Consider the following 26627-nt stretch of genomic DNA (forward strand, 5'->3'; position numbering starts at 1 on the left):
GTGCGGGGCCGCCGTCATGCGTTCCCGCCCGGTTGCTTTCACCGCCACCGTGCGGCGCGCCGCGGACGACGGCGTGTCCCCCGTTTGGCGGGTTGGGCCACCGATGTAAGTGGGCAGGAAGGCACGCATCCCCTTGACACCGGACCCCTCATGGGATTACCTAATGAACATTCGGTAAATAAAGCTGGAGGCAATGACGCATGGCTGAGACCACCCTTTCCGGGGCCACCCACCCCATCCTGGAAAACGACTATGCCTCCGAATGGATGGGCATCGAGGTCCTCGCCATCAGCGACGGCCACGCCACTATCCGGATGACGCTCCGGCAGGAAATGCTCAACGGCTTCGGCATGGCCCACGGCGGAATGATCTTCGCTTTCGGCGACACCGCCTTCGCCCTCGCGTGCAACCCCATCCACCCTGCACCGGGCGAGGAAGGCACCATTACCGTCGCCTCCGGCGTCGACATCAATTTCCTCAAGCCGGCATTCCGCGGCCAGGTGCTCACCGCCGTCGCGGACCGCCGCTCCAGCGCCGGACGCAGCGGGCTCTACGACATCCAGATCTTCGCCGCCGACGCCGCAACGCCGGCTTCCGAAACCCAGCCCAGTTCCCCGGGCGAGCTCATCGCCGAGTTCCGCGGACGCAGCCGCACCATCCCCAAGAAGTAGGAAAACCATGACCCTGCATGCCCCCGAAACCCCCGCCGCTGCCGTTTCCAACCCGGCGGAAGCAGCCAGCCCGGCCGGCACGGACGCCAACCCCACCACCACGGAAGGGCTGGACCGCGAGGAAACCATCTCCCGCGACGAACTCGAGGCCCTGCAGCTCCAGCGGCTGCAGCACACCGTGGCCTACGCCTACGACCGGGTCCCGCTCTACAAGCGCAAATTCGACGAAGCGGGCATCCACCCCAGCGACCTGCGCGAACTCGAGGACCTTGGCAACTTCCCCTTCACCACCAAGGAGGATCTGCGCCAGGAGTACCCGTTCGGGATGTTCGCTGTGCCGCAGAGCGAGGTGGCCCGCATCCACGCCAGCTCCGGCACCACCGGCCGGCCCACGGTGGTGGGCTACACCAAGCAGGACCTGGCCGACTGGGCCAAGCTGGTGGCCCGCAGCTTCCGCGCCTCCGGCATCCGCCCCGGCATGAAGGTCCACAACGCCTACGGCTACGGGCTGTTCACCGGCGGGCTGGGCGCGCACGCCGGCGCCGAGGCCCTGGGCTGCACCGTCATCCCCATGTCCGGCGGCCAGACCGAACGCCAGATCCAGCTGATCCAGGACTTCAAGCCGGACGCGATCCTGGCCACCCCCACCTACCTGCTGACCATCGCCGACGCCATGGCGCACATGGGCATCGACCCGGCTTCCACCTCGCTGAAGTTCGCCGTGCTGGGCGCCGAGCCGTGGACCCAGGAGATGCGGCACGAGCTTGAGGTGATGATGAACATCAAGGCCTGCGACATCTATGGCCTGTCGGAGGTCATGGGTCCGGGCGTGGCCGGCGAGGCCGTGGAGACCCAGGACGGCAGCCACATCTGGGAGGACCACTTCCGTCCGGAAATCATCGACCCCTTCAACCCGGCCCCTGGCAAGGAAAACGTCCTGCGCGACGGCGAGCACGGAGAACTGGTCTTCACGTCCCTGACCAAGGAAGCCCTGCCGATCATCCGCTACCGCACGAAGGACCTCACCCGGTTGCTGCCCGGCACCGCACGCCCCGCACACCGCCGCATGGGCCGCATCACCGGCCGCAGCGACGACATGATCATCCTGCGCGGCGTGAACCTCTTCCCGTCCCAGATCGAGGAAATCGCCCTCCGCATCCCCGAGCTCAGCCCGCACTTCCAGCTGGAGCTCACCCGCCCCGAGGGCCAGCGGATGGACCAGCTGACCGTGCGCATCGAGCGCCGGGACGCAGTCACCATTGAGCAGAGCACGACGGCGGCACGCACCTTGAAGGAACAGATCAAGATCCACGTGGGTTCTTCGTGCACCGTGGACGTGGTGGAGCCTGGTTCGCTGGAGCGGTCCAACGGCAAGCTGCGCCGAATCTACGACCTGCGTCCGAAAGGCTAATGCCGTCCAGGGCCGCCGGGCAGCTTCAGCGTTCGGCGCTGCCCGGCGTCCGTTCCCTGCCGGGACTCCGGCCGGCCGGCAGGGAAGCGGGCCTGCGGAGCAGCAGCACGGCCGCCAGCACAAACCAGACCGCCGGAGCCAGATTGGCGATGATCACCGGGCCCCAGCCGGCAGCGTTATAGAACCCCGAGGGGTCCAAGGGGCCGCCGTACATAGAGGGGACCGCGGCGGCGCACAGCACCACGCCGACATAGGCGACCCATCGGGTCCAGGACGGCAGGACACCGGTGGCCACCGCCGCCCAGCCTGCCGCGCCCAGGAAGAGCCCGGTGATGGCGAAGGCAATGGAACTGTTGTAGATCAGCATGTAAGCCATGGTCAGCGCCCGGTTCACCGAGGGATCGGGAGCAGGTGCCAAGGCATCCAGAGCCAGGCCACCCTCCATTCCATTGGCCACGAGGGTCACACCCACCCAGACTGCCATGGCGGCGACCACCAGGGACCCGGCCCAGCCGTAACGAGGATCCGCACGCCCGATGAGATGGCCCAACCCCGCTGCAAAGACGATCGCAGCCACGTAGAGGCAGAGATCGAGCAGGACCCGGGTGAAGATGATGTTGCGGATCCGGTACGCCTCAGCCGCACCTGCCGCTCCGTCGTACAAACTAACGGAGGGGTCCTGGGCGAGATACAGCGGGAACTGCCCTGCCCAGAACACCAGCATCCCGACGCCGGCCCATCCAGTGATCCGGCGAACAGCATTGTCATCCACAGCTGGCATCCCTTCGATCTTCAGGAGGAGCGGCAGGGCTCCTGCTTCCTGGCAGCTTTCCCCTCAGGGTGGCCCGGTGGCCATCGACATCCAAGTGCCGAAGGTCCCCGCGGCGGCCCGGCTGCGGCCGATTACCGAACGTTCATGAGAAAATAGCGACTATGCCCAGCGCCAGCAGAACTGCCAGCACCGAAACCTCCAGCACCAACGGCACCGCCGCGAATGGCACTGCCAAGCGGGGCCGCCCCGGCTACGACCAGCAGTCGGTGCTCCGCATCGCCGTGGATGTTTTCAACCGGCACGGCTACGACGCCACCTCCATGGGCATCCTGGCGGAGAATCTGGGCATCTCCAAGTCCGCCATCTACCACCACGTGCCGTCCAAGGGCGACCTCCTCAAGCTCGCGCTCGACCACGCCCTGGGCGGGCTCGAAGCCATCCTGGAGCAACCCGAGGCCACCTCCGGTGCGGCGGATGCCCGGCTGGAGTTTGTGCTGCGCCAGACCGTGGCCGTCCTGGTGGACCGCCTGCCCTTCGTCACCCTGCTGCTGCGCCTGCGCGGCAACACCGAAATCGAACGGGACGCCCTGGAACGCCGCCGCGCTTTCGACCACAAGGTCGCGGGCCTGATCTCGGCGGCCCGCGACGAGGGGTCCCTCCGCGCGGACATCGACCCACGCACCGTTTCGCGGCTGCTGTTCGGCATGATCAACTCCATTGTGGAGTGGTACAAACCGGGCGGCGCACTATCGCCGGAACGGCTGGCGGACGACGTCATCACCATGGCGTTCGATGGCCTCCACGCGGACACATAGGGAACGCGCAAACTCCCCGGCCCCAGATAATAAGGGTGCTTGGTATTTTCCCCGCTCCCCCGTTACGGTGGTAGAAAGCCACCATCCGCAGGGAGGTCCTGATGAGCAAGGCCAGCGCTCCAGAGCGTTCACGCCATCTCTACCCCGCGCGCGGCACTGCGCTGGCCGCCGGGGCTCTCACGGCAGCCCTGGCACTCAGCGGATGCACTGGCACGCCGGGCCCTCCCAATCCCAGCGGCACCTCCCCAAGCCAGGCATCGTCGTCGGCCAATGCCACGCCGGCACCCTCCACCCAAGCCGCCTCTGGTTCTGCAGCGCCGGCCACCGGCGCGGGCCCCGACCCCGGAGCTGCCGGGAACCTGCCGCAGCTCGTGGAAAACCTGTCACCGTCCGTCGTCACCATATTCACGCAGGGCGGCCTGGGCAGTGGCGTGGTGTACTCGGCGGACGGGCTGATCCTCACCAACGAGCACGTGGTCCGCGGCGCCACCACCGTTCAGGTGGGGTTCGCCGACGGGCAGCGGGTGGAAGGAACGGTCAAGGCAAGCGACGCCGTGACCGACCTCGCCCTGGTGCAGGCCAAGCGCACCGGCCTGCCCAAGCCCACCTACCAAAGCAACCTGCCCAAGGTGGGCGAGGGCGCGCTGGTCCTGGGATCCCCGCTCGGCTTTGAAAACACCGCCACCGCCGGGATCATCTCGGGGCTGCACCGCTCCATCCCCGGCTCCGCATCCAACAGCCTCTCGCTGGTGGACCTCATCCAGACGGACGCACCCATCAGCCCCGGCAACTCCGGCGGCGCCGTGATCAACATGCGCGGCGAGGTGATCGGCATCAGCGAGGCCTACATCCCGCCGTCGTCCGGCGCCGTGTCCCTTGGCTTCGCCATCCCCGCCGCCACCGCCGTGGACGTGGCCGAGGAACTGCTGAAAAACGGCACGGCCAAGCACGCGTATCTGGGCCTGACCCCGGGCGAGCTGACCCCGCAGATCGCCGACCAGCTGGGTATCCAGTCCGGATCCGGGGTGGTGGTCCTTGCTGCCGATGCCGACGGGCCCGCCGGACGCGCGGGAATCCGCCCGGGGGACGTCCTGCAGTCCATGGAGGGCGTGGAGCTCACCACGCCGGAAAAGCTCCTGGCGGAACTGCGCAAGCGCAACCCCGGCGACACCGTAGGCTTCAAGGTCAAGCGCGCCGACCAGACCTTGGACATCAAGGTGGACCTTACCGACCGCCCAGCCAACACAACCACCCGATAGGAAGGAAAAACACATGAGCCACCCCAAGGAAGAACCCGACGCAGGCTTCATCATTCCGGATCCGTCAAAGATCCGCGAGGACATCCCCGGCGACGCCGGAGATGAAGCCAACGTGATCCGCTTCAGCGAGGAGCAGGCACTGATCGAGGAACAGTCGCACGGCGTCCGCCCGGACACCTACAGCGTCCCCTCCGGCGGCCCCACCATGGATGAGGCCCGCGGCAACATGGACCTCTCCGACCGCAGCGAGGACGGCCGGGGCACCGGCCCCGAGGACGACAGCAGCGACGACGGCCTGCACGGGGGCGCCGAAAGCTAGTTGTACTGAGTCAGGACGTTGGTTACATCGTGAATAGGTGAAGACCTCTTAGGTTGGTGGTTACCACACACAGCCAACGACTAAGAGGTCTTCATGTCCCACCGTAATGCCCGGCTGACTCCGAACGGTAGACGGATCATCATCGAGCGTATCCTTGCCGGCCGTCCCGTCGCCCACGTTGCCAAGGAGATGGGTATCTCCAGGACCTGCGCGCACCGTTGGATCAGCAGGTACCGGGCCCACGGCTGGGCCGGCCTCGAGGACCGCAGCTCCCGCCCAAGGTCGTGCCCGAACGCAACCTCAGCGGAAGTCGTTGCGGATGTTCTGACCCAGCGCGTCGAGCACCGCGAGGGACCTGCGGACCTGGCCTTGCGCTGCGGCACGAGCGCCCGGACGGTCTCCCGGATCCTGGCCCGCGCGGGCATGCCCAGACTGTGGGACCTGGACCCGGTGACCGGGGTACGGATTCGGGCATCCCGGGCGACCGACCGCCGCTACGAACGCGACGCTCCCGGGGACATGATCCACATCGACGTCAAGAAACTGGGCCGAATCCCGGATGGCGGGGGCTGGCGGGCAGACCCGAATCAGTCTGCCCGCAATCATTCAACAGGCCACTCAAGGGTCGGTTTTGACTACGTCCACGTGGCCGTGGATGACCACTCCCGCTTCGCCTACGCCGAGGTCCTGCCCGATGAGAAAGGCGCGACCTGCGCAGGATTCCTTACCCGGGCCGCGGCAGCCATGGCAGCCCACGGCGCACCCGTCAAAAGGGTCATGACCGATAATGCCTTCGCCTACCGGCTCTCGAAAGATTTCCAGGACGCACTGACTGCGCTGGGCGCCAAACACATCCTGATCAAACCCCGCCATCCCTGGCAGAACGGCAAAGCAGAACGCTTCAACCGCACCCTCCAGGAAGGCTGGGCCTACCGTCAACCCTTCACCTCAAACCAGGCCCGCACAGACGCTCTGCAGCCTTGGCTAGACTTCTACAACAACCACCGGCCCCACGGCAGCCTCGGAGGCAACCCACCGATCAGCAGGTGCAACCAACCTACTGACTGAGTACAGCTAGCCGCCGCAATCCACAGACAAGCAGCAGGGGTACCCCGATCCGACCGGGGACCCCTGCTGCTGTTCTACTGTCTGCCGGGCCTAGACCTGGTACTCCAGCTTGTCGCCCAGGTTTTGGTGGATGCACAGGATGTTGTGCTCGGTGTCCATGAACCACGCGCACTTTTCCGATCCCGTGGTGCAGATGTGGTTTTCCGTCTTCAGGGTGGGCAAGTCGTAGTCCTGGAACCTGATGCCCCGGGCTTCCATGTCCCGGACGGCCTCCTCGATGTCGGGGACCTCGAAGCTCAGCGCCGTGTGTTCGGAGTGCTTGCCGTCGGACACCGACATCAACTCCAGCAACGGGCCGCCGTCGATACCCAGCAGTTCATTCCCATCGTCAGTGGTTCCGCGGTGCGGGAGGCCGAGCTTCTCCGTATAGAAGCTCCGGGCGCGGGCTGCGTTATCCACCGGCAGGATGGTTGTGGCTGAACTCATTGTCAGATGCATGGGGGCCACCTCCTTGTGGGCAGAATCTTACGCCGGGCAGCCCCGAAAGACCCTCCCCCGGCACCCCGATGCTCTATCACTTTGGGCCCCTAAAACCGCGGTTTAGGGACCAAAAGTGATAGAGCAAGGGGAGGGTTACTTCTCGACGAGGGTGAGGACGTCGTAGGTGGCCACGATTTCGTCGTTCTGGTTGGTGAGGACGGCGTCCCAGGCCACCTCGCCGTATTCGTCGGTTTCACGCGGCGTGATCTTCTTGGCGGTGAGGGTCACCCGGATGGAATCACCGGCGGCAACGGGGGTAATGAAGCGCAGGTTTTCCAGGCCGTAGTTGGCCAGCACGGGACCCGGGGCGGGCTCCACGAACAGTCCGGCGCCCCAGCTCAGCAGCAGGTAGCCGTGCGCCACGATGCCCGGGAAGAACGGGTTGGCTTCCGCCGCTTCCTGGTTGGTGTGGGCGTAGAAGGTGTCGCCGGTGGAGTTGGCGAACGCACTGATGTCCTCGAGGGTGACCTGCCGCAGGTCGGAGCGGACGGCGTCGCCGATCCGAAGGGTGGACAGATGCTTCCGGAACGGGTGGGTCCCTTCGGTTTCCACGGTGAAGTTGCGGGCCGCGCCGGTGTGCCAGACGCCGGTGACGGCGGTGAGCATGTTGGGTGACCCCTGGATGGCGGTCCGCTGCATGTGGTGGAGCACCGACCGGATGCCGCCCAGTTCCTCGCCGCCGCCGGCACGCCCCGGCCCACCATGGACCAGGTGCGGCACGGGCGAGCCGTGGCCTGTGGAGGTGCGGGCATCCTCGCGGTTGAGCATCAGGACGCGGCCGTGGTGGGCGGCGATGCCGGTGACCAGGTGGCGGGCCACCTCGGGATCGTTGGTGCAGACCGACGCCACGAGGGATCCGCCGCCGCGGGCTGCGAGGCGAACGGCGTCGGCCAGGTCCTTGTAGCCGATCACGGACGATACCGGACCAAAGGCCTCCAGCGAGTGGATGGCTTCCGCTTCCGGATTGTCCCAGTTCAGGACCACGGGGGCCATGAAAGCGCCGCCGTCCACTACCCCGGTGGTTCCGTCGGCGGAGGTGACCGACGGCGAATCGAGGGTTCCGTACGCAAGCTCACCGCCGGCGTCGAGCATGGACTGCACGGCGGCGCGGACGTCCTCAAGCTGCTCCACGGAGGCCAGCGCACCCATGGTGACGCCCTCGCCGCGCGGGTCTCCCAGGACCACGCGGTCGGTGATGCGCTTGCCGATAGCGGCGGAGACCGCCGGCACCAGCTCCTGCGGCACGATGGCGCGGCGGATGGCGGTGCATTTCTGGCCGGCCTTGACGGTCATTTCGGTGACAACGGACTTGACGAAGGCGTCAAATTCCGGGGTGCCCTCGACGGCGTCGGGCCCCAGGATCGCGGCGTTCAGGGAGTCGGTCTCCGAGGTGAAACGGACACCGCCCTCCACCACGTTCGGGTGCGCCTTGAGCGACTTCGCGGTGGAGGCGGAGCCGGTGAAGGCCACCAGGTCGCGGTAGTCCAGCACGTCCAGCAGGCCGCGGACCGAGCCGGAGACCAGCTGCAGCGAGCCCTTGGGCAGGATGTTGGATTCCACGATGGCCTTGACCACCGCAGCAGCAACGTAGCCGGTGGGGGTGGCGGGCTTGACGATGGTGGGGACGCCGGCGATGAACGCGGGCGCGAACTTCTCCAGCATGCCCCAAACGGGGAAGTTGAAGGCGTTGATCTGCACCGCGACACCGGGAATCCGGGTGTAGATGTGCTCACCGGCGAAGGAGCCATCCTTGGAGAGCACCTCCATGGGCCCGTCCACCACCACCTGGGAGTTGGGCAGCTCGCGCCGGCCCTTGGAGCCAAAGGTGAAGAGGACGCCGATGCCGCCGTCGATGTCCACCATGGAATCGATCTTGGTGGCGCCCGTCTGGAAGGAGAAGTTGTAAAAGTGCTCGCGGCGGGCATTCAAGTACTGGGCCAGTTCCTTGAGCTTGAGCGCCCGCTGGTGGAAGGTCAGCTTGCCCAGTTCATCCTGGCCGGTGGTGCGTCCGTACTCCACCACCCCTGCGAGGTCCAGGCCCTCCGTGCTGACCTTGGCCAGGATCTCCCCTGTGCTCGCGTCCCGGACGGGGACGGCGGAAGCCGACGAGCCGGCGTCGGGCGTCCACCAGGCGTCCATGACGAAGCTGGGCACTGTCTCCACGGTGTCGACCGTGGCCTGGGGAGCTGTGGCTGTGGTGGTCATCGTTGACGGTCCTTCCAACAAGGGGGCAGGCAAACAGGACAGCCATTACTGACCGTCCGTTCGGTAATATATTCACCATACATGAAGTGCCGTGCTGCAGACTAGAAGGCCAGGACCGAATTGGCCGCCTCAAAGGAGAACTCATGAACGCCATGTCCCCTGCGGATACCGCCGGCAACCAGCCGTCCGGGCACGAACTATGGAAGATCACCCTCGGTGAACTGGACGAGAAGATGGGCGTGAAGATCCTGGAGGAGTCCGTGGAGCGCGTGGTCGCAACCATGCCTGTGGAGGGGAACAGGCAGTCGTTCGGGCTCCTGCACGGCGGCGCTTCCCTGGCCGTGGGCGAGGCCGTGGGGTCCTGGGCCGCGGTGATCCATGCCAGCACCATGGGCAAGACCGCGGTGGGCGTGGACGTTTCCGCAACCCACCACCGCTCCGCACGTGAGGGCCAGGTGACCATCACCGCCACCCCCATCCACTTGGGCGGCACACTCACCACGCACGAGGTGCTGATCACCAACGAGGCAGGCCAGCGGCTGTGCACCCTGCGCATCACCAACCTGCTGATGAAGCGCAAAAACTGACGAAAAAATTACCGGCACTGCATCCAGAGCCGCCGCTCCGCAGGTATTAAGCGCGTAAGTACAAACAGCTCGGCTGCCGGGCATCCTGCAAGGAGTTTGACATGCGCAAAATGATCTACGCCGCCGGAGCCATCTCGCTCGCCGCTTCGCTGGCCCTCGCCGCTCCCGCCCAGGCCGGCGGATGGCACCACCATGACGATGACCCTGCCCTGCTCTCCGTCCTGCATGGCGTCCCCGGCTTGACCGTGGACGTATGGGTGAACGGAAACCTCACCCTGGACGATTTCACCCCCGGCACCCTTGCCGGGCCCCTGGAACTGGCCGCCGGCGACTACCAAATCGCCATCACCGCTGCCGACGCCACCAGCGCCGACAACCCGGTGATCGGCCCGGTCAACGTGGAACTGGACCAGGGCGGCAACTACACGGCCGTCGCCCACCTCAGTGCCGACGGCACCCCCACAGCGTCGCTTTTCACGAACGACACCAAAGCCCCCCGCAACGACCAGAAGGGCAAGCTCACGGTCAGGCACGTGGCCGCAGCCCCCGCCGTCGACGTACTGGCCGGCGGAACTCCGGTGATTGAAGGACTCAGCAACCCGGACGAAGCGAAACTGAAGCTGAAGGCCGGCACCATTTCGGCCAGCGTGGCCGCGGCAGGAACCACCGATCCCGTGATCGGGCCGGCGGACATCACGGTTGAGGGCGGAAAGAACACCATCGTCTACGCCTGGGGAAGCCTCGCAGACGGCACCCTGGACGTAGCCGTCCAGGTGGTTGACGGCAAGGACCGCGGGCACGGCCGGCACTGACCTGACGGACCGCAGCTAACGGACCGCACCTAATGGCAAGGGGCGGGGCCCTCGGACCCAGCCCCTTATCAACTAGTTGGTGGAGCGCCCCTTCCGGCGGCGGACCAACAGCATCAGCAGGATTCCGACGGCGAGCGCAGCCACAGCAGCGACCGCTGCGGCAACCAGCCCGTCGGCTCCGGTGTAGGCCAGGTTTCCCGGGTCGGCGGGACTGTTCCGGTTTCCGCCGGTGTTGGCCAGGTCCGCGGGGGCACTGGGCGCAGGGGTGCTTGACGGAGGAAGCACGACGGCGGGCGCTTCCGCCGGCGCGGCAGGTGACGGGCTTGCGGGGGCCGGGCTGGTCGGGGCAGGGTTGCTTGAAGCGGGACCCGACGGCGCCGGAGGGGCAGGCTGTTCCGCTGCTGCTGCAGCAAACTCAAAGCTGTTCGTGCCCGATTTGCTGAACCCGTTCACCGTCTCGGCCGTGAACCGGAGCGTACCCGTGCCCTGCGGAGCCGTGAAGCTCCAGTTTCCGGCCTCCACGGGCACCTCGAACGGGTCTTTGCCCTGGATGGTGATCCGAACCTTTGAACCTTCAGCAACGGCGGACGCCGGAGCCGCAGGAACCTGCCCGCTGATCGTCTGTCCCGGCTGGTACGTTCCGCCGAGCGCCGGCGCGGTGACGGCCGGCCTGTTGAGGAAGAGTTCCAGCTGGTAACCGGGCAGCACCGCCAGGCTGTCCCGCAACGTGGCGCCCACGGCAAAGTTCTGGATGACATGCCCGTTCGCGTCCGGGGTGTCCCCGGCTGAGTGGGTGCCCACGGCGTAATTGCCACTCACGTAAGGGCCGCCGGAGTCACCACCGCTGGACTGCACGCCATAGGACAGGAAGCCATTGAAGGCTCGAAGGTCAGTAGCGTCGGTCCCGTAGGCCGGCCCGGGCACGATGAAGATTCCCACCGCGTCCACAGTTCCGCAGGACCAAAACGAGCTCCGCCCCGACCGGCAGACGGGCATTCCCACCACCGGATCCTTGACCCCAATGATCTTCACATCCGGTCCAGGCTGGGAGGGATTCCCCCATGTGCTGGCAGCGGGCATCGGATCGATGTCCTGCCGCAGCGACTGGATGACTGATACGTCGGTACCCACGTTGCCGGGATCCGTGACTGCCGTGTAATCCGGGCCGATGGGGGTGTTGGGGTCAACCACCCGCGAGTTGCCGGGCCCGCCGAACTGGCTGAAGCCGAATTTTCCCAGGAGACCGGCCGGAGTGCCCTGGAGTTCCAGGGTGGCCTTTTTGGCGGCGCCGTCCGAGGCACAGTGGCCAGCCGTAAGGACAGCGGGAAGACCCGCCGGATCGAAGACGGAAAAGCCGGTAGAGCAGACGAAGCCGACGTCCGTCTGGTAGCCCAAGCCGCCGGGAACGTCTGCCTCGGGCTTGATCGGCGCGCCACCGTCAAGCTCTACGTTGGCGTAACGGGAAACGAACTGTTCAGGCGAAACTTTTCCCTTTGCCGGGCCTGCGGTGTCGGCACCGGCTCCTGAAGAAGCGGGCAGCGACTCCGGCGCATTGATTCCGCCGGTCCTGATGACGAACTTTCCGCCCACCGACATTACTGCCTGCAGCCCCTGCGGGCCGACGTCGCGAACATACGCCTGGAACAGCTGCTCAGTGCTTACTGCCAGCTTTGAGCGGGTACCGTCGGTGGCCGCCCGGGCGGCCGGCGACGCTGAAGGAGACGGGGTGGGGGACGACGGCGGCATGACGGTGGGCGCCACGGCCGACGGGTGGGGCGCCGGGGCTTCAAGGGTCAAGCCGTTAACTGTGCCGGCATGCCCAGCAACGGCAGCCTGCAGTTCAGGACCGGAGCCGGTCACGACGATGGATGGGCCCTCGAGGCGGACGCCCACGTAACCGGGAACCTGGCGCAGCTGGACCGCAGCTGCTGCCGCCCGGGCGCCAAGTTCACCTGCGGCTTCGAACTGTTGGGGAGTCAGCTTGAGGTCGCGCTGCACTGCTTCGGCGAGAGCCGCTTCGGAAAGTCCTGTGGAGGTGCCTGTGCCGGACGGGCCGGCTGAGGGCAACGGGCCGGCAGCGGGGGCCGGCGCGGCAGTGCTGCTCCCGGTCGGCGCTTCCTGCCCGGAGTCCGATCCGCTGGCGGCAAAGGCGGGACCGGCTACCGACGCCGAGGAGGCCAGCATTCCGGTCACAGCGCCAAGGGCAAGCACGCGCCGCAGCATGTCGGCGTTCATCGGGCCACCCCCGCGCCCGAGAGGGCCAGGACAGCATCAAGTTCGGTGGTGGTGAGCCCGTTGGCCAGAAGGTAGCCGCGGGTGTCCAGGCCGCGGACAAACGCCACCACCGCACGCCCCCGCTGTTCCAGAAGCGGGGCCAGCTCCGGCTCGGCCAGGTACCGCTCCCGGCTGTGGGGCGGGCCGTGGGTGCGGTATCGCTCGTTGATGCCGCGGACGGCCCTTCGGTAGCCTTCGGCGATCTCTTCGTCAGAATCACCCGCAAGGTCCTGGACCATGGCAGCCACCAGCCCGCTGCGGTCGCGTCCCGCGGCGCAGTGCAGCAGGACGTTCCCCTTGGGCGCGGCCACGGCGATGGCACGGAACACACTCACCAGCTTTTCGGGGAAGAGCCGGGCGTTCTCTGCATAGTGGGCTGGATCGTTCAGGTAGGGGCCGGCGACTGCGGTGAAGCGCGGGTCACCAGGCTCCTCCGTAGGCGCCTGCACCACCTCGATCCCGGCCCAGGCAGCGGCAGGCACTGCCGGGTCGTTGTCCCGGCGCCGCCCCTCACCAGCGTTACGGAGATCCACCACAGTGCGGACGCCGTCGTCGAACGCCTGTTTCCACCCTGTTTCCGTCAGCCACTCGCGCCGCCCCATGCGGTAAATGCCGCCGGAAACGTGCCACGCGTTGACAGCGCCATCCCAGTCCATGGACCTGCCCCTTGTGCTCATCCGGACAGCTAATCACACGCTGCTGGGAGCCGCATGTCACATAAGGGGAAGAGGCGGTGCAGCGCGAGTGTCCAATGGCCCGTGACAGGTGTGACAGGCGGGAGTACTGTGACGAAAACTTGGCCCACTGGAGGGCACTGAGCATTCGAGGGGAACACATGGGAACAGTTTCAACACGACGGCGGCCGCGGGCTTTCGCTGCCGCCTTTGCCACGCTGGCGATCGCCGCAGGCTTTGCGGCCGCTCCGGCGCAGGCAGTGGACAAAGACAAGTACATCGCGCTGGGTGATTCGTATGCAGCGGGACAAGGTGCCGGGCCGTACCTGGACGCCTGCTATCGCAGCAACAGCGCCTATGCCGAACTTGCGAATGAAGCCAAATCAATCCAATTGGTGGTGAATGCTGCCTGCAGCGGCAAAACCACCTGGGACGTCGTGAACAGCCAGCTTCGCCAGCTGAACAAAAGCACGGAGCTCGTGACCATCACCGCAGGAGGCAACAACATCGGGTTCGGAGACATCATCACCGCTTGCGGGGCTGCCCTGGCCAACCCCGCCGCAGGACCCGCATGTGACGCGGCCACCGCCTCAGCCGCAGCGATGATCCAGAGCGGACAGCTCACCCGGGACGTCATCTCGATGATCCAGAGCGTGAAGGCCGCCGCACCCAATGCCAGGATCGTGGTGACGGGCTATCCCTACCTGTACGACCCCGTCACCCCCAATCCTGCCGATCCGCTGTCGCTGTTTATCCAGCAGGCAACCGTCCTGGCCGATGGCCTGGACGCCTCCATCGCGGCGGCCGCCAGTGCCACAGGGGTTCAGTACGTGGACGTCCGGGGAGCGTTCGCCGGCCACGGCGTCAACTCCGCGGATCCCTGGATCAATCTGGATCTCGCCAACCCCGCCAGCCCGGACAACTTCCACCCGAACGCTTCGGGCTACCAGGCCTACTTCGCTGCGCTCACCGGTTCCGGCGCCTACTCCGTCCCCTAGCCGTGCCCCTGTCCGCGCCGGTCCAGTCGATACTCAAGCCCGGCGCGGACGGCGGGCCACTCGTGATCCAGGATGGAGAACACCACGGTGTCCCGCAGGTTTCCGTCACTGGTCCGTGAATGGCTGCGCAGCACGCCGTCCTGTTTGGCACCCAACCGGGCGATGGCCTCACGCGACTGGTGGTTCAACCAGTGCGTCCGGAACTCGACGGCCGGGCAGCCAATGGTTTCGAAGGCGTGCCGCAGCAGCAGGAGCTTGGAATCCGGGTTGGTCCCGGTCCCCTGCACGGACGCGGCGTTCCAGGTGGAGCCAATCTCTACACGCGGCGTAGCGGCGTCAATGTTCATGTAGGTGGTCATGCCGATAACGCGTCCCGGTCCGCCGGTTGCGGCATCGATCAGCCGGGTGGTGAAGGGCAGCATGGACCCCTGCTCCTGCAGGGCCAGCCGGTGCCGGATTTCCGCCGCCATTTTGCCGGGTGCGGGCACCGACGTGTACCAAAGCTTCCACAGCTCGCCGTCCCTGGCAGCCTCCACCAAGCCGTCGTGGTGCTCCTCCCCAAGCGGCTCGAGGATTACGTAGCGGCCCGTGAGGGTAAGGGGTTCAAGGAAAGTCACTGCACCAGCCTAGGCCGCCGGAAGCACGGGTTACGCTGGGGCAAGCACCAAGACGTCGAGCGAGGGAGTCACCATGTCAGGCCAGAATCCGGATCCGGAAGAGGACAAGCTCACCGGTTTGGAGCCCGGGGGCGGAGTGCCGCCAGGGGAAACACCACCGGGTGAGGCGTCCACCAGCATGACGCAGGGTCACGACGAGCACGGCACCCGCAAGGGCACGCAGTTCCTGTGGATCGGCATCATCGGTGTCGTGGTCCTGCTGTGCCTCCTGTACTTCATCGGCTACATCGTGGGATTCTTCGACTGAATCCGTCAGCGTAGGCGGGAATTCCTAGCTGGGCCAGTCGAAGAAACCCCTGCCGGTCTTGCGCCCCAGCTCACCGCGGGCCACCTTGTCCCTGAGGATCTGCGGGGGCGCAAACCGGTCTCCAAGTGTGGACTGCAGGTATTCGGCGATGCCCAGGCGGACGTCAAGGCCCACGATGTCCGTGGTTTTCAGTGGCCCGGTGGGGTGCTTGTAGCCCAGGACCATGGCGTTGTCGATGTCCTCGGCCGAGGCGACCCCTTCCTCCACCATCCGCATGGCCTCCAGCGCGATAGCCACGCCCAGGCGTGAGGACGCGAACCCAGGGGCATCGTTGACGACGACGGCGGTCTTGCCAAGTGCCTCCACCCACGTTTTTGCCGCGGCAGCAAGTCGGGGAGACGTGCGCTCCCCCAGCACCACCTCGATGAGCGTGGATGCCGGGACGGGGTTGAAGAAGTGCAGGCCCAGGAAGTTCTCCGGCCGCTTCATTTCGCGGGCCAGCCCGTTGACCGACAGGGAAGAGGTGTTGGACGCGATGAACCCGTCCTCCGCCAGCCGCTCTTCAATGCCCCGCAGCGCCGTTACTTTGAGGTCCCAGTCTTCGGGGACCGCTTCCACCACCAACTCGCGGCCGCTGAAGTCGTCGTAGTCGGTACTCACAGTCAGCCGGGACCCAAGTTCGTCGAAGTTGGCGTCCACGGCGCCCCGCTCGATGCTCTTCAGGGCTGCCGACTCCACGCGTTCCCGCGCACCTTCGGCGGAGACGTCGTCGCGCTCCACCACCAGGACGTTCGCGCCCTTGATGAGGAAGGCGTGGGCAATCCCCGCGCCCATGCGGCCACCGCCCAGCACTCCCACGAAGCGGGGAAGGCCGGTGGGCAGGTTTGGGTTCGTTGTTGAATCGCTCACGGGTCTACTTTCCGTCGGCAGGGTTGGCGGCGTTTGCCTTCTTGGCCGCGTTGCGGTCCAGGAACTCCTGCATGCGGTCGAACTTGGCCTGCGACTCGAAGAGGATGCCCTGGGCCAGTTGGTCAATGATCGGGTGGGCTTCCGCAGGCGCGTGGAAGACGGACTTGGTGATGCGGACAGCCAGGGGATCCTGGCGTCCGATCCTGTTGGCCAGGCTGTGGGCGGCATCCAGGAGGTCGGCGGGGTCGTGGATTTCGGTGATGAGGTTGATGGCCTTGGCTTCACCGGCACCGAGGACCAGCCCGGCCAGCAGGATCTGCTTGGCCAGCGGCTCACCCACCAGTTCCTTGAGCCGCCAGCTGGCACCGGCCGCGGCAAGGATGCCCAGCCCCGTTTCCGGGTTGCCGATCCTTACGTTGGGGGTGCCGATCCGGAAGTCCGCGGCATAGGCGAGCTCGGCGCCGCCACCCAGGCAGTAGCCGTCCAGCGCGGCGATGACCGGCATGGGCAACTTGGCGATCCGGACGAAGATAGTGGAGTTGATTCCCTGCAGGGCATCGTCCCGCCGCCGTTCGCGCAACTGCGCAATGTCGGCCCCGGAGGCGAACACTCCTTCCACGCCGGCGATGATCAGTACCTTGGGGTTCTGTTCCAGCGCGGCGCAGACTGTGTGGAGTTCGTCCACCATCTGCTGGTCGATCGCGTTCTTCACCTCGGGCCGGTTGAGCAGCACCACCACCCGGTCTTCCCGCTCCTCCACCAGGAGGGATGAGAACTTTTCTTCGGCGAGGTTCACCGCGACGGCCATTAGATCTTCTCCAGCAGCATTGCGGTGCCCTGGCCCACGCCGACGCACATGGTGGCGAGGCCAATCTTCGCGTCCTCCCGTTCCATCCGTCCCAGCAGGGTGATGGCGATTCGTGACCCGCTGGAACCAAGGGGGTGGCCCAGGGCGATGGCGCCGCCGTCACGGTTTACGATTTCCGGTTCCAGTCCCAAGCGGCGGATGCAGGCCAGGGACTGCGTGGCAAAGGCTTCATTAAGTTCGACGGCGCCCAGCTCGCCGACGCTCAGGCCGCTCCGCTTGAGCACCTTCTGGGTGGCGGGGACCGGGCCGATGCCCATGATCTCCGGTTCACAGCCTGCAGAGGCGCCGTCGATGATACGGGCACGCGGAGTCAGGCCCAAGCGCTCGATGGCCGCTTCGGAGGCGACGATGATGGCTGAGGCTCCGTCGTTGAGGGACGATGAGTTGCCAGCGGTGACCACCGATCCGCCATGTGCCACCGGCTTCAGCCCGGCAAGGACCTCAAGGCTGGTGCCGGGCCGGGGGCCCTCGTCGGTGTCCACCACGGTTTCGGATTTGCGGGTCTTGACCGTGACGGGAATGATCTCGTCCTTGAACCGGCCGGCTTCGATGGCATCCAGGGCCAGCTGGTGGGAGCGGAATGCGAACGCGTCGGCGTCTTCCCGGGAAATGTTGTCCACCCGCGCCACTTCCTCCGCGGTCTCCGGCATGGAGTAGGTCATCTTCCCGTCGCGGGACAGGCCGCCGTGCTGGAAGTGGGGGTTGGTGAAGCGCCAGCCGATGGAGGTGTCGAAGATCTGGCCCGGCTTGGCGAACGCGGCGGTGGGCTTTTCCTGCACCCAAGGTGCGCGGCTCATCGATTCCACGCCCCCGGCGATGACGATGTCCGCAGCTCCGGCCTTGATCATGTGGCTGGCCTGGATGATGGCGCTCAGGCCCGATGCGCACAGCCGGTTGACGGTGATCCCTGGAATGTGGAGCGGCAGCCCCGCCAGCAGGGTGGCCATCCGGGCCACGTTCCGGTTCTCCTCGCCGGCGCCGTTCGCGTTGCCGAGGATCACTTCCTCAATGCTCTCCGGATCCAGGCCGGCACGCTGCACCGCTTCCCGGACCACCAGGGCCGCAAGATCATCAGGCCGCACGGAGGACAAAGCCCCTCCATACCTGCCCACCGGCGTTCGGACCCCGCCAACAAGGAAAGCCTGCGGACCTGCGGTTGCAGCCATGGAAACACCCTTCACGCGATAAACAGCACTGTCATCGGCGGCCGGCGCAGCGGAACCCTCCACTTACCGACCGTTCGTTCTGTAAATGGTACACGGCAGGCCCCACGCGCGCATCCGGTTACAGCACCGCCACCCCCAGGTGCGCCGCAATGAGCGGCGCCAAAAGGTTCAGCTGATACTCGTCGATAACCATTCCGGACAGGCTGCCCAAGCCGCTGATCCCGCGGAATTCCGTACCCCTGATATCAAAATCCTTCAGCTTGGCTCCCGTCAGGTCCAGTGAGCCCACCGTGCAGCCCTCAAGCTTCACCCTTGTTGCCGCGGCACCCCCGAGGTCCAGTTCATTGATGATGCAGCCGCTGATCAGCACGTCAGTGAGCTTGGCGCCGCGGAGATTGAGGAAGTCCACCTTGCCGCCGTCGATCCGCACGGACTGCAAGCCGCTTTCATAGAGTTCGGCCGAGCCCAGCCGGGGATTCCGGAACTCAACCTCGCGCCAGGTAGTCCGGGCACCGCGGAAGACAGGCGCGTACGCCTCTGCCAGGATGCAGTCGCGGAATGAGGCACCGCGGAGTTGGGCATCGCTCAAGGACGCTGCATCAAACCGGCACTCGGCAAAAACGCTGTCCGCGAGGTCGAGGCCGTCCATGGCGGCACGGATGAACCGTGCATTCTCATGCCGGTCACCGCGGCGGAACGCGTGGCCCGGCAGGTCCTCGAGGTCATTCAACTCCACCGGGGAGAGCCGGGGCGGGACCACCCTGGCTGCCGCCTTGCCGCGCACTTTATCCATGAGCCCGAGCCTAGCGGTGGGGCCTGACAAAGGGCAGCAAACGCAGCGCGGGACTTGAAATAGTAAGCAAGCTTTGCTTATCGTGAAAGGGCACGGTTGATCGACGGAAACGAAAGGAGGCCGGAACCATGGGCCTCGGAGACAAGATCAGTAACGCGGCAGAGAACCTTGGCGGCAAGGCCAAGGAAGCTGCAGGCAACGCGACCGACAACGACCGCCTCAAGGCAGAAGGCCAGGCCGACCAGGTCAAGGCAGACGCCAAGAAGGTGGGCGAAAGCGTCAAGGACGAGTTCAAGCGCAGCTAGTCCCTGCTGATGCAGCCGCAGCGAACGGCGTGCTGCAGCAGCCCCAAACGGCGGCGGATCCCTTGGATCTGCCGCCGTTTCGCTGTCCACCCATCATCGATTGCTGTGTATTTGTCGTTTTGAGGGCTCATAACGACAAATACACAGCAATCGATGCGGGAAGTCAGCAATCGAAGGGGGAAGTCACCAGCCGCTGCGGGTCGGTGTGTGGCCCTGCCGCGAATCCTCAGGCATGGTCATTTCGGCCCGGAGTCCAAGCAGCCGGATGGGCTGCCCAGGCTCGATCTTCGCCGCGAGGTCAAGGGCCCGGGACAGCACGTCCGCGGGATCGGATGTCTGGGGGATCTTCCGCGCGTAGGTCCTGGTGGTGAACGGCGCATACCGAACTTTCAACGTCAGGCCGATCACCGGCCTTCCCTCGGCAGCAACATCCTCCAGCACGCGCGCGGCCAGCTCCCGGACGGCGTCGCGAATCCGCTCGGGGTCTGTCAGGTCGCGCTGGAAGGTGGTCTCTCGGCTGTGCCCCCGCGGCACCCAGGGCGTATCGTCAACCACCCGGGAGCCGTCCCCCCGTCCCAGCTGCGCGTACCAGGGACCCATTTTCGGACCAAACTCGGGGACCAGGTCACTGGGGTCCGCCGCTGCGAGCTCGGCAACAGTCTTGATCCCCAGGGTGGCGAGGCGCCGTGAGATCTTGGTACCCACGCCCCACAGCTCCACCGTCGGCCGGCTCCCCATGACGTCCAGCCAGTTCTCTTCCGTGAGCCGAAAGACCCCCGCGGGCTTGCCGAATGAAGTGGCAACCTTGGCGCGGAGCAGGGTGTCGCCGATCCCCACGCTGCAGTGCAGCAGGGTCTCCGCCAGGACGGCCTCCTGCAATTGCCTGGCAAAGGCTTCAGGATCGGTGGTCTCGACGCCAACGAAAGCCTCGTCCCAGCCGAGCACCTGGACTGTGGTTCCCGGCTGCGAGCGCAGCACCGCCATGACCTTCTCCGACGCCTCAAGGTAGGCCCCGTGGTCCACGGGCAGGATGACGGCATCCGGCACTTTCCGCGCGGCAATCCGCAGCGGCATTCCCGAGCCAACCCCAAAGGCCCTGGCCTCATAGGATGCCGTGGACACGACGGCGCGCTCGGTAGGGTCCCCGCGCCCGCCCACAATCAACGGCTTTCCCGCCAGCTCGGGCCGGCGGAGCACTTCAACGGCAGCGATGAACTGGTCCAGGTCCACATGCAGCACCCACGGTTCGCTCACAGGCCCCAGTCTGCCCGGTGGGACTCCCAGCGGCTAGCCTTGGGCCATGACGAACGTAGACCTGAGCGCCGAGAGCACGGCTGCCGGCGGATCGACCTTCCTGCACGGCTACCTTGCCGTGCCCGAAGGGCAGGGCCCCTTTCCCGGCGTCGTCATGATCCATGAAGTGTTCGGCCTGGATGACCAGACCCGCCGGCATGCGGACCGGCTGGCCCGGGCCGGCTACCTTACCCTGGCGCTGGATCTGTTCAGCGACGGCGGTCGCAGGCGTTGCCTGGTGGGAACCATGCGTGCCATGGCAGCCCGCACGGGCAGGCCTTTCATAGACATCGCCACCGCGCGCAGCTGGCTTGCGGAGTCGGAACTATGCAACGCCAAGACCGGGGTTATCGGTTTCTGCATGGGCGGCGGGTTTGCCCTGCCGACCGCCCGGGACGGGTTCGACGCCGCCTCCGTCAACTACGGACGGCTGCCCGGCAAGGAGCAGCAGGACCTGGTGGAGGCTTTGCGGGGCTCCTGTCCGATCGTGGCCAGCTACGGCGGTGCGGACAAGTCCCTGAAGGGCGCCGCGGCCCGGCTCGATTCAGCCCTCGACCAGTTGGGCATCGAGCACAGCGTGAAGGAATTCCCCGGGGCAGGCCACGCCTTCCTCAACGATGAAGAGTTGGGGCCGGTACTCCTCCGCCCGCTGATGCGGGTGATGGGCGTGGGCCCGGATCCGAAATCCTCCCCTGAGGCCTGGCAGCGCATCGAGGACTTTTTCGCACGGCACCTGAAAGGAAACGCCGACGGCGGGCCGCCCACTCAAGGGGGCGGCCCGCCGTCGAACGTTGTTCAGTAAGCCGGGAAGGTCAGCTGTAAAGCTCGCTTTTGGGCTGGTTGTTCTTGACCTTCTGCCAGCCCAGCCAGAGGAGCAGCGCGAAGAACGGAATGGTGCCCAGGGTCCACAGGCCCAGGTAGAACACCTCGCCGTCCTTGCTGGTCATGGTGTCAAAGCCGATCAGCACCGTGATGGCCAGCAGGCCGAGCAGGCCGGCCCAGCTGGTCCACGGCGAACCGGGCATCGGCAGGCTGGAAGTGATGCCCTTGCGGCGGCGCAGCACGATCTGGCTGGCGAAGATGGAGCCCCAGCAGAAGATCACGCCGATGGAGGCGGTGTTCAGGGCGAGGTCGAATGCGTGTGAACCGCCCAGCCAGATGTTCAACATGATGCCCACCAGGTAGAACGCCGCGATGGCCAGGATGGCTGCGTACGGGACGTGGCGCTTGGACATCCTGGTGAGCCACTGCGGGGCGTGCCCGTTGTTGGCCATGGTGCGGAACACCCGGCCGATTGAGTACAGGCCGGAGTTGCAGGAGGACAGCGCCGCCGTGATCACGACCATGTTCATCACGTCGCCCACCCAGCCCAGGCCCATCTGGCCGAAAACGGTGACGAACGGGGAGGTGCCGGCCTTGTACTGGTCGGACGGCAGCAGCATGGCCAGCAGGGTCACGGAGCCAACGTAGAACACCACGATGCGGAGGACGACGGCGCGGACGGCCTTGGGCACCTCGCGCTCCGGGTTCTGCATCTCGCCGGCGGTGATGCCCACCAGCTCGATGCCGTTGTAGGCGAAAATAACGGCGTTGAGGACCAGGACCATCACCAGGGCGCCCTTGGGGAACATGCCCCCTTCGGCGGCGAACAGGTTGGCCACCGACGCGTGCCCGTCACCCACCTGGGCGTTGGTGACCACCATGAAGGTGCCCACCACCAGGAAGATCAGGATGGCGCCCACCTTGAGGCAGGAGGCCCAGAATTCGAATTCACCGAAGGCCTTGACGCTGAGCAGGTTCACTGCCACGAGGAGCGCCAGCGCGGCGATGGCCGATGCTTCCACCGGAACGTTGGGGAAGAAGAACTGGAAGTACAGGCCGATGGCGATCAGTTCGGCGATGCCGGTCATGCCCCAGTTGATGAAGTACATCCAGCCGGAAAGGAAGGCGCCCTTCCTGCCGAACATTTCGCCTGAGTAGCTGACGAACGAGCCGGAGGTCTGGCGGTACATGATGAGCTCACCCAGGGCACGCATGAGGAGGTAGGCGATGACGCCGGCAATGGCGTAAGAGAAAATCAGGGCCGGGCCAGTGGAGGCCAGGCGGCCGCCGGCTCCCATGAAGAGGCCCACGCCGATGGCGCCGCCCATGGCGATCATGGTGACGTGGCGGCGGCCCAGGGTCTTGCTGTAGCCCTCGGCGCTGAGGGTGGGGTCGACGGCGGTGGATGGCGCCGTACTGTTCTTTAGGTCTGTGGGGGTACTTTGAGGCACAACTGTTCCTTGTGGGTTGGGGGTTGGCCGCATCCGGTCTTCGTATGATCGAGCTCACATAATTCGGTCTTCAGGCCTTACAGCCAGCGAATGTGAGGGCGAACCGTCGAACTGCCGAAGCTTCACGCGACCTGACCATCCTACAACCTGGTGCGGAGTGGTACGTGACGCGCACTACACGCCGGCCCCGGCGATAGGCTGGAAGCATGGCAACAGCCCACCGCTTACCGCCCGCCCCGCAGCCCCAGCTGTACCGTTTCTCCCCCATGGACGTGGCCACGCTGTGCCTCTACGTTGCCATCGCAGGGTTCTTCGCCGCTGCCGGCGATTTGGTGGCACCGCTGCTGCGCCAGATAGCCCCCTCCCCCGCCGCGGCCTCGTACGCAGTGAACCTGCTCTTTTATGCCTCGGTAGGCATACTGGCACTCCTGGCGGCCCGCAAGGTGGTGGTCCGCGACCTCAAGGTCCTGGCAACCCGGCCCTGGTTCACGCTGCTGATGGTGCCGGCGTCCGTCATCGCCATGATGATCCTCACGGCGGTATTGGTGGCGGCGAACGGGCAGGTGCAAACCTCCCAGAACCAGGCCGGGCTGCAGGCACTGATGCAGCAGGTCCCCGCCTGGCTCATGGTCCCGCTGCTGGTGATAGTTGGTCCGTTCGTGGAGGAATACATCTTCCGGCACCTGCTGATCGGCAAGCTAAGCAGGAGGGTGAACATCTGGATCTGCTGCATCCTGTCCGTGGTGCTGTTCGCGGCCCTGCACATCGTGGGGCAGGAAGCGATCACCCTCACCGCACTGCTCCCGTACCTGGCCATGGGCGCCACGCTGGTGTTCGTCTACATGTGGACCGGGAAGAACGTCATGTTCTCCTACTTCGTCCATGCCGCCAAGAACCTGCTGGCCGTGATCCTGGTCTACGCCATCCCGCCGGAACTGTTCGACCAGATGCAGAACGTCCAGGCCTAGCGCCCCCCAGGGGATCTTCCGCAGGGCGGCAGCCGCCTTTACCGTGGACGCATGGGACTGAATATCCAAATAGTTGTCGATTCCGCAAGGCCGCACGAGCTCGCAGACTGGTGGGCGGAAACCCTGCAGTGGGCTGTGGAGCCCCAGGACGGGGCCTTCATCCGTTCCATGATCGAGCAGGGCTATGCCAGCGAGGACCAAACCATGACCCACCGGGGCAACATGGTGTGGAAGGACGGCGCTGCCATCCGGCCGCCGGAAGAGATCGAGTCCAAGGCCCCCGAGCGGCGCATCCTGTTCCAGGCCGCACCGGAGGGAAAGACGGTCAAGAACCGGGTGCATTGGGACGTCCGGCTGGACGGCCGGGACAAGGACGAGGTCCGGAGCGAACTCGAAGCGCGGGGAGCCACTTTCCTCTGGTCGGCGCGGCAGGGCCCGCATTCCTGGCACACCATGGCGGACCCCGAGGGGAACGAGTTCTGCATCAGCTAAGCACGATTACTAGACTTGGACGGTGAGCAACCAGATCCCCGCCCCGGTGTCCGATGTCTTCGATCCCACGCGCTGGCGGGTGGTCTCCGGTTTCGAGGACTTCCAGGACATGACCTACCACCGGCAGGTGGAGCGGGATTCGGACGGCGGCTGGGTGCGTGACCTGCCCACCGTCAGGATTGCGTTCAACCGGCCCGAGGTGCGGAACGCCTTCCGGCCGGGCACCGTGGATGAGCTCTACCGGGCCATGGACCACGCGCGGATGACCCCCGACGTCGCCACCGTCCTGCTCACCGGCAACGGCCCCTCCCCCAAGGACGGCGGCCATTCGTTCTGCTCCGGCGGGGACCAGCGGATCCGCGGCCGGGACGGCTATCGCTACGCAGATGGGGAGACGCAGGAAACCATCGACCCTGCCCGCGCTGGCCGCTTGCACATCCTGGAAGTCCAGCGGCTCATGCGCACCATGCCCAAGGTGGTCATCGCTGTCGTCAACGGCTGGGCCGCCGGTGGCGGGCACTCCCTGCACGTTGTCGCGGACCTCACCATCGCGTCGCGCCAGCACGGCAAGTTCAAGCAGACGGACGCCACCGTGGGAAGTTTCGACGCCGGCTACGGCTCCGCGTTGTTGGCCCGCCAGATCGGGCAAAAGGCAGCGCGGGAGATTTTCTTCCTGGCCCGCGAATATTCCGCTGATGACATGGTTCGCATGGGTGCGGTGAACGAGGCCGTGGACCACGGGCGGCTGGAGGAGGTGGCGCTCGAGTACGCGGCAGACATCGCCCGGCAGTCCCCGCAGGCCATCCGCATGCTGAAGTTCGCCTTCAACCTGGCGGACGACGGGCTGGCCGGCCAGCAGGTCTTCGCCGGTGAAGCCACCCGGCTGGCCTACATGACGGACGAGGCTGTGGAGGGCAAGGAAGCCTTCCTGCAAAAACGCGACCCCGACTGGTCACGCTTCCCGCACTACTTCTAAGGCAGGACGGCAATGAACAGCGAAGCTTCCCCCACTCCGGTATCGGCCGGTCCAATCAACATCGAACCCGCCCTGAAGGCCCTCGCGGCCGCCCTCCATGGCGAGGGCCCCGCCGTCGAACTCTCCGTAGGCCCCGACGGCAGCCTCATCGTTGGGCACGTTGAGACCCCCGGCTGCGACGACGCCGTGGCCGTGGTCCGCACCTCCGGTTCCACCGGCACGCCCAAGGCAACCCTGCTGACCGTGGAGTCCCTGGCAGCCTCCTCGATGGCCACGGCGTTGCGGCTCAAGGGCGAGGGCCAGTGGCTGCTGGCACTGCCGGTGCAGTTTGTTGCCGGGATCCAGGTGCTGGTCCGCTCCCTGTTTGCCGGCACCCGGCCCTGGGTCATGGACATGTCCGTCGGCTTCACCCCGGAGGCCTTCACTGCTGCGGCACTGGAACTCACGGACAACATCCGCTTTACTTCCCTGGTTCCCACCCAGCTGCAGCGGCTGCTGGACGATCCGTCGCCGGACACGCTCGCCGTGCTCCGCCGGTTCAACGCCATCCTGCTGGGCGGGGCACCTGCGCCGCCGGCCCTGCTGGCGGCGGCGCGCGACGCCGGCGTCCGCGTGGTTACCACCTACGGCTCCGCGGAGACCTCCGGCGGCTGCATCTACGACGGCTATCCCCTGGAAGGCGTCTCGGTGCGGGTGGATACGGACGGCCGGATCCTGCTGGGCGGTGACACCGTCGCCGCAGGCTACATCGAGGCGCCGGACGAGGAAACCGGGACATTCTTCGAGGAGGACGGGGTGCGCTGGTACCGCACCAGCGACCTGGGCTCCATTGACGACGACGGCCGGCTCACCGTGCTGGGCCGCGCCGACGATGTGATCATCACCGGCGGCGTCAAGGTCTCCGCCGGCCACGTGCAGGAACAGCTGGAAAAGTCCGACGCCGTCGCCGCGGCTTTCGTGGCGGGCGTCCTGTCCGCCGAGTGGGGGCAGGCCGTGGCCGCCTATGTGGCGCTTGCCCCCGCAGGTACGGAAGGCACCGCCGGAGAAGGTGCCGGGGATCCCGCCGTCGTACTCCAACGTCAATGGCAGCGGCAGTTGGGGGTCTTGGCGCCCAAGACCGTCCTCGCGGCGCCGGCGCTGCGGATGCTGCCCAACGGCAAACCCGACCGGCTCGCCATGACCGCCGAACTCAGCGCCCTGCACCGGGGAAAGTAGAGTTGGACCTGCACCACCGCGGCGGGTGCGCACGTTCCAT

At 66.3% G+C, this 26627-nt stretch carries 28 protein-coding genes; 16 read left to right on the forward strand and 12 right to left on the reverse strand.

Annotated features, from left to right (window positions below):
• Positions 1–200 precede the first annotated feature (200 nt).
• Positions 201–671 (forward strand): hotdog fold thioesterase, encoded by a 471-nt coding sequence (locus LFT49_RS16910; protein WP_237428852.1) that lies wholly within the window; start codon positions 201–203, stop codon positions 669–671.
• Positions 672–678: 7 nt separating this feature from the next.
• The gene (gene paaK / locus LFT49_RS16915; protein ID WP_237428853.1) at positions 679–2082 is read left to right on the forward strand and encodes a phenylacetate--CoA ligase PaaK; all 1404 of its coding nucleotides are present in this window, start codon (positions 679–681) and stop codon (positions 2080–2082) included.
• Between the two features lie 25 nt (positions 2083–2107).
• Here paaK and LFT49_RS16920 read toward each other — a convergent pair whose 3' ends face one another.
• Positions 2108–2854, reverse strand: a complete 747-nt coding sequence (locus LFT49_RS16920; RefSeq protein WP_237428854.1) for a hypothetical protein — start codon at positions 2852–2854, stop codon at positions 2108–2110.
• A 161-nt stretch (positions 2855–3015) separates the two neighbouring features.
• Between LFT49_RS16920 and LFT49_RS16925 the strand changes: the two genes are divergently transcribed.
• The 4 genes from LFT49_RS16925 (at position 3016) to LFT49_RS16940 (ending at position 6315) form a co-directional block, all read left to right on the forward strand.
• A complete protein-coding gene (locus LFT49_RS16925; protein WP_236799479.1) occupies positions 3016–3669 on the forward strand; it encodes a TetR/AcrR family transcriptional regulator in 654 nt (217 codons plus the stop codon).
• Between the two features lie 101 nt (positions 3670–3770).
• A complete protein-coding gene (locus tag LFT49_RS16930) occupies positions 3771–4928 on the forward strand; it encodes a S1C family serine protease (RefSeq protein ID WP_237428855.1) in 1158 nt (385 codons plus the stop codon).
• A 13-nt stretch (positions 4929–4941) separates the two neighbouring features.
• Positions 4942–5247 (forward strand): hypothetical protein, encoded by a 306-nt coding sequence (locus LFT49_RS16935; protein WP_236799481.1) that lies wholly within the window; start codon positions 4942–4944, stop codon positions 5245–5247.
• A 93-nt stretch (positions 5248–5340) separates the two neighbouring features.
• Entirely contained in the window at positions 5341–6315 is a 975-nt protein-coding gene (locus LFT49_RS16940; RefSeq protein WP_237428856.1) for an IS481 family transposase, read from the forward strand.
• A 90-nt stretch (positions 6316–6405) separates the two neighbouring features.
• Here LFT49_RS16940 and LFT49_RS16945 read toward each other — a convergent pair whose 3' ends face one another.
• Together LFT49_RS16945 and paaZ are read right to left on the reverse strand one after the other, a co-directional pair.
• Complete coding sequence (locus LFT49_RS16945; protein ID WP_237428857.1) at positions 6406–6801, reverse strand: VOC family protein; 396 nt, start codon at positions 6799–6801, stop codon at positions 6406–6408.
• Positions 6802–6948: 147 nt separating this feature from the next.
• Complete coding sequence (gene paaZ / locus LFT49_RS16950; protein WP_237428858.1) at positions 6949–9060, reverse strand: phenylacetic acid degradation bifunctional protein PaaZ; 2112 nt, start codon at positions 9058–9060, stop codon at positions 6949–6951.
• Between the two features lie 143 nt (positions 9061–9203).
• Between paaZ and LFT49_RS16955 the strand changes: the two genes are divergently transcribed.
• Positions 9204–9647: a PaaI family thioesterase gene (locus LFT49_RS16955; protein ID WP_237428859.1), complete on the forward strand. Its 444-nt coding sequence runs from the start codon at positions 9204–9206 to the stop codon at positions 9645–9647.
• Positions 9648–9748: 101 nt separating this feature from the next.
• The gene (locus LFT49_RS16960) at positions 9749–10459 is read left to right on the forward strand and encodes a DUF4397 domain-containing protein (protein ID WP_237428860.1); all 711 of its coding nucleotides are present in this window, start codon (positions 9749–9751) and stop codon (positions 10457–10459) included.
• Between the two features lie 72 nt (positions 10460–10531).
• On the opposite strand, the gene LFT49_RS16965 is transcribed toward LFT49_RS16960, so the two are convergent.
• The gene (locus LFT49_RS16965) at positions 10532–12694 is read right to left on the reverse strand and encodes a S1 family peptidase (protein ID WP_237428861.1); all 2163 of its coding nucleotides are present in this window, start codon (positions 12692–12694) and stop codon (positions 10532–10534) included.
• The gene (locus tag LFT49_RS16970) at positions 12691–13389 is read right to left on the reverse strand and encodes a tyrosine-protein phosphatase (protein ID WP_237428862.1); all 699 of its coding nucleotides are present in this window, start codon (positions 13387–13389) and stop codon (positions 12691–12693) included. The genes LFT49_RS16965 and LFT49_RS16970 overlap by 4 nt, the downstream gene beginning before the upstream one ends.
• A 179-nt stretch (positions 13390–13568) precedes the next feature.
• On the opposite strand from LFT49_RS16970, the gene LFT49_RS16975 reads away from it, so the two are divergent.
• Positions 13569–14405, forward strand: a complete 837-nt coding sequence (locus LFT49_RS16975) for an SGNH/GDSL hydrolase family protein (protein WP_237428863.1) — start codon at positions 13569–13571, stop codon at positions 14403–14405.
• On the opposite strand, the gene LFT49_RS16980 is transcribed toward LFT49_RS16975, so the two are convergent.
• Complete coding sequence (locus LFT49_RS16980) at positions 14402–15022, reverse strand: GNAT family N-acetyltransferase (protein WP_237428864.1); 621 nt, start codon at positions 15020–15022, stop codon at positions 14402–14404. The genes LFT49_RS16975 and LFT49_RS16980 overlap by 4 nt on opposite strands.
• 73 nt (positions 15023–15095) lie before the next feature.
• Here LFT49_RS16980 and LFT49_RS16985 point away from each other — a divergent pair, with 73 nt between their 5' ends.
• Positions 15096–15329 (forward strand): DUF6480 family protein, encoded by a 234-nt coding sequence (locus LFT49_RS16985; RefSeq protein ID WP_237428865.1) that lies wholly within the window; start codon positions 15096–15098, stop codon positions 15327–15329.
• Positions 15330–15353: 24 nt separating this feature from the next.
• Here the strand turns inward: LFT49_RS16985 and LFT49_RS16990 are convergent, their stop codons facing one another.
• The 4 genes from LFT49_RS16990 to LFT49_RS17005 all read right to left on the reverse strand — a co-directional run bounded on the left by LFT49_RS16990 (position 15354) and on the right by LFT49_RS17005 (position 19065).
• Positions 15354–16163, reverse strand: a complete 810-nt coding sequence (locus LFT49_RS16990; protein ID WP_237430539.1) for a 3-hydroxyacyl-CoA dehydrogenase family protein — start codon at positions 16161–16163, stop codon at positions 15354–15356.
• Between the two features lie 79 nt (positions 16164–16242).
• The gene (locus LFT49_RS16995) at positions 16243–17046 is read right to left on the reverse strand and encodes an enoyl-CoA hydratase/isomerase family protein (RefSeq protein ID WP_237428866.1); all 804 of its coding nucleotides are present in this window, start codon (positions 17044–17046) and stop codon (positions 16243–16245) included.
• Positions 17046–18272, reverse strand: a complete 1227-nt coding sequence (locus tag LFT49_RS17000) for a thiolase family protein (protein ID WP_237428867.1) — start codon at positions 18270–18272, stop codon at positions 17046–17048. The genes LFT49_RS16995 and LFT49_RS17000 overlap by 1 nt, the downstream gene beginning before the upstream one ends.
• A gap of 118 nt (positions 18273–18390) precedes the next feature.
• Complete coding sequence (locus LFT49_RS17005; RefSeq protein WP_237428868.1) at positions 18391–19065, reverse strand: pentapeptide repeat-containing protein; 675 nt, start codon at positions 19063–19065, stop codon at positions 18391–18393.
• 128 nt (positions 19066–19193) lie between these two features.
• On the opposite strand from LFT49_RS17005, the gene LFT49_RS17010 reads away from it, so the two are divergent.
• On the forward strand, positions 19194–19370 hold the full coding sequence (locus LFT49_RS17010) for a CsbD family protein (protein ID WP_236799494.1): 177 nt from the start codon (positions 19194–19196) through the stop codon (positions 19368–19370).
• Between the two features lie 183 nt (positions 19371–19553).
• Here LFT49_RS17010 and LFT49_RS17015 read toward each other — a convergent pair whose 3' ends face one another.
• Positions 19554–20624, reverse strand: a complete 1071-nt coding sequence (locus LFT49_RS17015) for a DNA polymerase IV (protein WP_442863715.1) — start codon at positions 20622–20624, stop codon at positions 19554–19556.
• 46 nt (positions 20625–20670) lie between these two features.
• On the opposite strand from LFT49_RS17015, the gene LFT49_RS17020 reads away from it, so the two are divergent.
• Positions 20671–21465: a dienelactone hydrolase family protein gene (locus LFT49_RS17020; protein WP_237428869.1), complete on the forward strand. Its 795-nt coding sequence runs from the start codon at positions 20671–20673 to the stop codon at positions 21463–21465.
• A gap of 10 nt (positions 21466–21475) precedes the next feature.
• Here LFT49_RS17020 and LFT49_RS17025 read toward each other — a convergent pair whose 3' ends face one another.
• On the reverse strand, positions 21476–22936 hold the full coding sequence (locus LFT49_RS17025) for an amino acid permease (RefSeq protein ID WP_236820403.1): 1461 nt from the start codon (positions 22934–22936) through the stop codon (positions 21476–21478).
• Between the two features lie 206 nt (positions 22937–23142).
• Here LFT49_RS17025 and LFT49_RS17030 point away from each other — a divergent pair, with 206 nt between their 5' ends.
• Genes LFT49_RS17030 through LFT49_RS17045 form a run of 4 tightly spaced genes read left to right on the forward strand, consistent with a single transcriptional unit; the run spans position 23143 to position 26587 of the window.
• Positions 23143–23904, forward strand: a complete 762-nt coding sequence (locus LFT49_RS17030; RefSeq protein WP_237428870.1) for a CPBP family intramembrane glutamic endopeptidase — start codon at positions 23143–23145, stop codon at positions 23902–23904.
• A 51-nt stretch (positions 23905–23955) separates the two neighbouring features.
• Positions 23956–24396, forward strand: coding sequence for a VOC family protein (locus LFT49_RS17035; protein ID WP_237428871.1), 441 nt, complete (start codon positions 23956–23958; stop codon positions 24394–24396).
• 22 nt (positions 24397–24418) lie between these two features.
• Positions 24419–25372, forward strand: coding sequence for a 1,4-dihydroxy-2-naphthoyl-CoA synthase (locus LFT49_RS17040; RefSeq protein ID WP_237428872.1), 954 nt, complete (start codon positions 24419–24421; stop codon positions 25370–25372).
• A 12-nt stretch (positions 25373–25384) separates the two neighbouring features.
• On the forward strand, positions 25385–26587 hold the full coding sequence (locus tag LFT49_RS17045) for an AMP-binding protein (RefSeq protein WP_237428873.1): 1203 nt from the start codon (positions 25385–25387) through the stop codon (positions 26585–26587).
• Positions 26588–26627 lie beyond the last annotated feature (40 nt).

Source organism: Arthrobacter sp. FW306-06-A (assembly GCF_021870055.1).
GTDB lineage: Bacteria > Actinomycetota > Actinomycetes > Actinomycetales > Micrococcaceae > Arthrobacter.

What these genes read in the sequence shown, in the direction of transcription:
- LFT49_RS16910 (WP_237428852.1), top strand. Translation starts at nt 201, where the DNA reads ATGGCTGAGACCACCCTTTCCGGGGCCACCCACCCCATCCTGGAAAAC.
- paaK (WP_237428853.1), top strand. Translation starts at nt 679, where the DNA reads ATGACCCTGCATGCCCCCGAAACCCCCGCCGCTGCCGTTTCCAACCCG.
- LFT49_RS16925 (WP_236799479.1), top strand. Translation starts at nt 3,016, where the DNA reads ATGCCCAGCGCCAGCAGAACTGCCAGCACCGAAACCTCCAGCACCAAC.
- LFT49_RS16930 (WP_237428855.1), top strand. Translation starts at nt 3,771, where the DNA reads ATGAGCAAGGCCAGCGCTCCAGAGCGTTCACGCCATCTCTACCCCGCG.
- LFT49_RS16935 (WP_236799481.1), top strand. Translation starts at nt 4,942, where the DNA reads ATGAGCCACCCCAAGGAAGAACCCGACGCAGGCTTCATCATTCCGGAT.
- LFT49_RS16940 (WP_237428856.1), top strand. Translation starts at nt 5,341, where the DNA reads ATGTCCCACCGTAATGCCCGGCTGACTCCGAACGGTAGACGGATCATC.
- LFT49_RS16945 (WP_237428857.1), bottom strand. Translation starts at nt 6,801, where the DNA reads ATGAGTTCAGCCACAACCATCCTGCCGGTGGATAACGCAGCCCGCGCC.
- paaZ (WP_237428858.1), bottom strand. Translation starts at nt 9,060, where the DNA reads ATGACCACCACAGCCACAGCTCCCCAGGCCACGGTCGACACCGTGGAG.
- LFT49_RS16955 (WP_237428859.1), top strand. Translation starts at nt 9,204, where the DNA reads ATGAACGCCATGTCCCCTGCGGATACCGCCGGCAACCAGCCGTCCGGG.
- LFT49_RS16960 (WP_237428860.1), top strand. Translation starts at nt 9,749, where the DNA reads ATGCGCAAAATGATCTACGCCGCCGGAGCCATCTCGCTCGCCGCTTCG.
- LFT49_RS16965 (WP_237428861.1), bottom strand. Translation starts at nt 12,694, where the DNA reads ATGAACGCCGACATGCTGCGGCGCGTGCTTGCCCTTGGCGCTGTGACC.
- LFT49_RS16970 (WP_237428862.1), bottom strand. Translation starts at nt 13,389, where the DNA reads ATGGACTGGGATGGCGCTGTCAACGCGTGGCACGTTTCCGGCGGCATT.
- LFT49_RS16975 (WP_237428863.1), top strand. Translation starts at nt 13,569, where the DNA reads ATGGGAACAGTTTCAACACGACGGCGGCCGCGGGCTTTCGCTGCCGCC.
- LFT49_RS16985 (WP_237428865.1), top strand. Translation starts at nt 15,096, where the DNA reads ATGTCAGGCCAGAATCCGGATCCGGAAGAGGACAAGCTCACCGGTTTG.
- LFT49_RS16990 (WP_237430539.1), bottom strand. Translation starts at nt 16,163, where the DNA reads ATGGGCGCGGGGATTGCCCACGCCTTCCTCATCAAGGGCGCGAACGTC.
- LFT49_RS16995 (WP_237428866.1), bottom strand. Translation starts at nt 17,046, where the DNA reads ATGGCCGTCGCGGTGAACCTCGCCGAAGAAAAGTTCTCATCCCTCCTG.
- LFT49_RS17000 (WP_237428867.1), bottom strand. Translation starts at nt 18,272, where the DNA reads ATGGCTGCAACCGCAGGTCCGCAGGCTTTCCTTGTTGGCGGGGTCCGA.
- LFT49_RS17005 (WP_237428868.1), bottom strand. Translation starts at nt 19,065, where the DNA reads ATGGATAAAGTGCGCGGCAAGGCGGCAGCCAGGGTGGTCCCGCCCCGG.
- LFT49_RS17010 (WP_236799494.1), top strand. Translation starts at nt 19,194, where the DNA reads ATGGGCCTCGGAGACAAGATCAGTAACGCGGCAGAGAACCTTGGCGGC.
- LFT49_RS17020 (WP_237428869.1), top strand. Translation starts at nt 20,671, where the DNA reads ATGACGAACGTAGACCTGAGCGCCGAGAGCACGGCTGCCGGCGGATCG.
- LFT49_RS17030 (WP_237428870.1), top strand. Translation starts at nt 23,143, where the DNA reads ATGGCAACAGCCCACCGCTTACCGCCCGCCCCGCAGCCCCAGCTGTAC.
- LFT49_RS17035 (WP_237428871.1), top strand. Translation starts at nt 23,956, where the DNA reads ATGGGACTGAATATCCAAATAGTTGTCGATTCCGCAAGGCCGCACGAG.
- LFT49_RS17045 (WP_237428873.1), top strand. Translation starts at nt 25,385, where the DNA reads ATGAACAGCGAAGCTTCCCCCACTCCGGTATCGGCCGGTCCAATCAAC.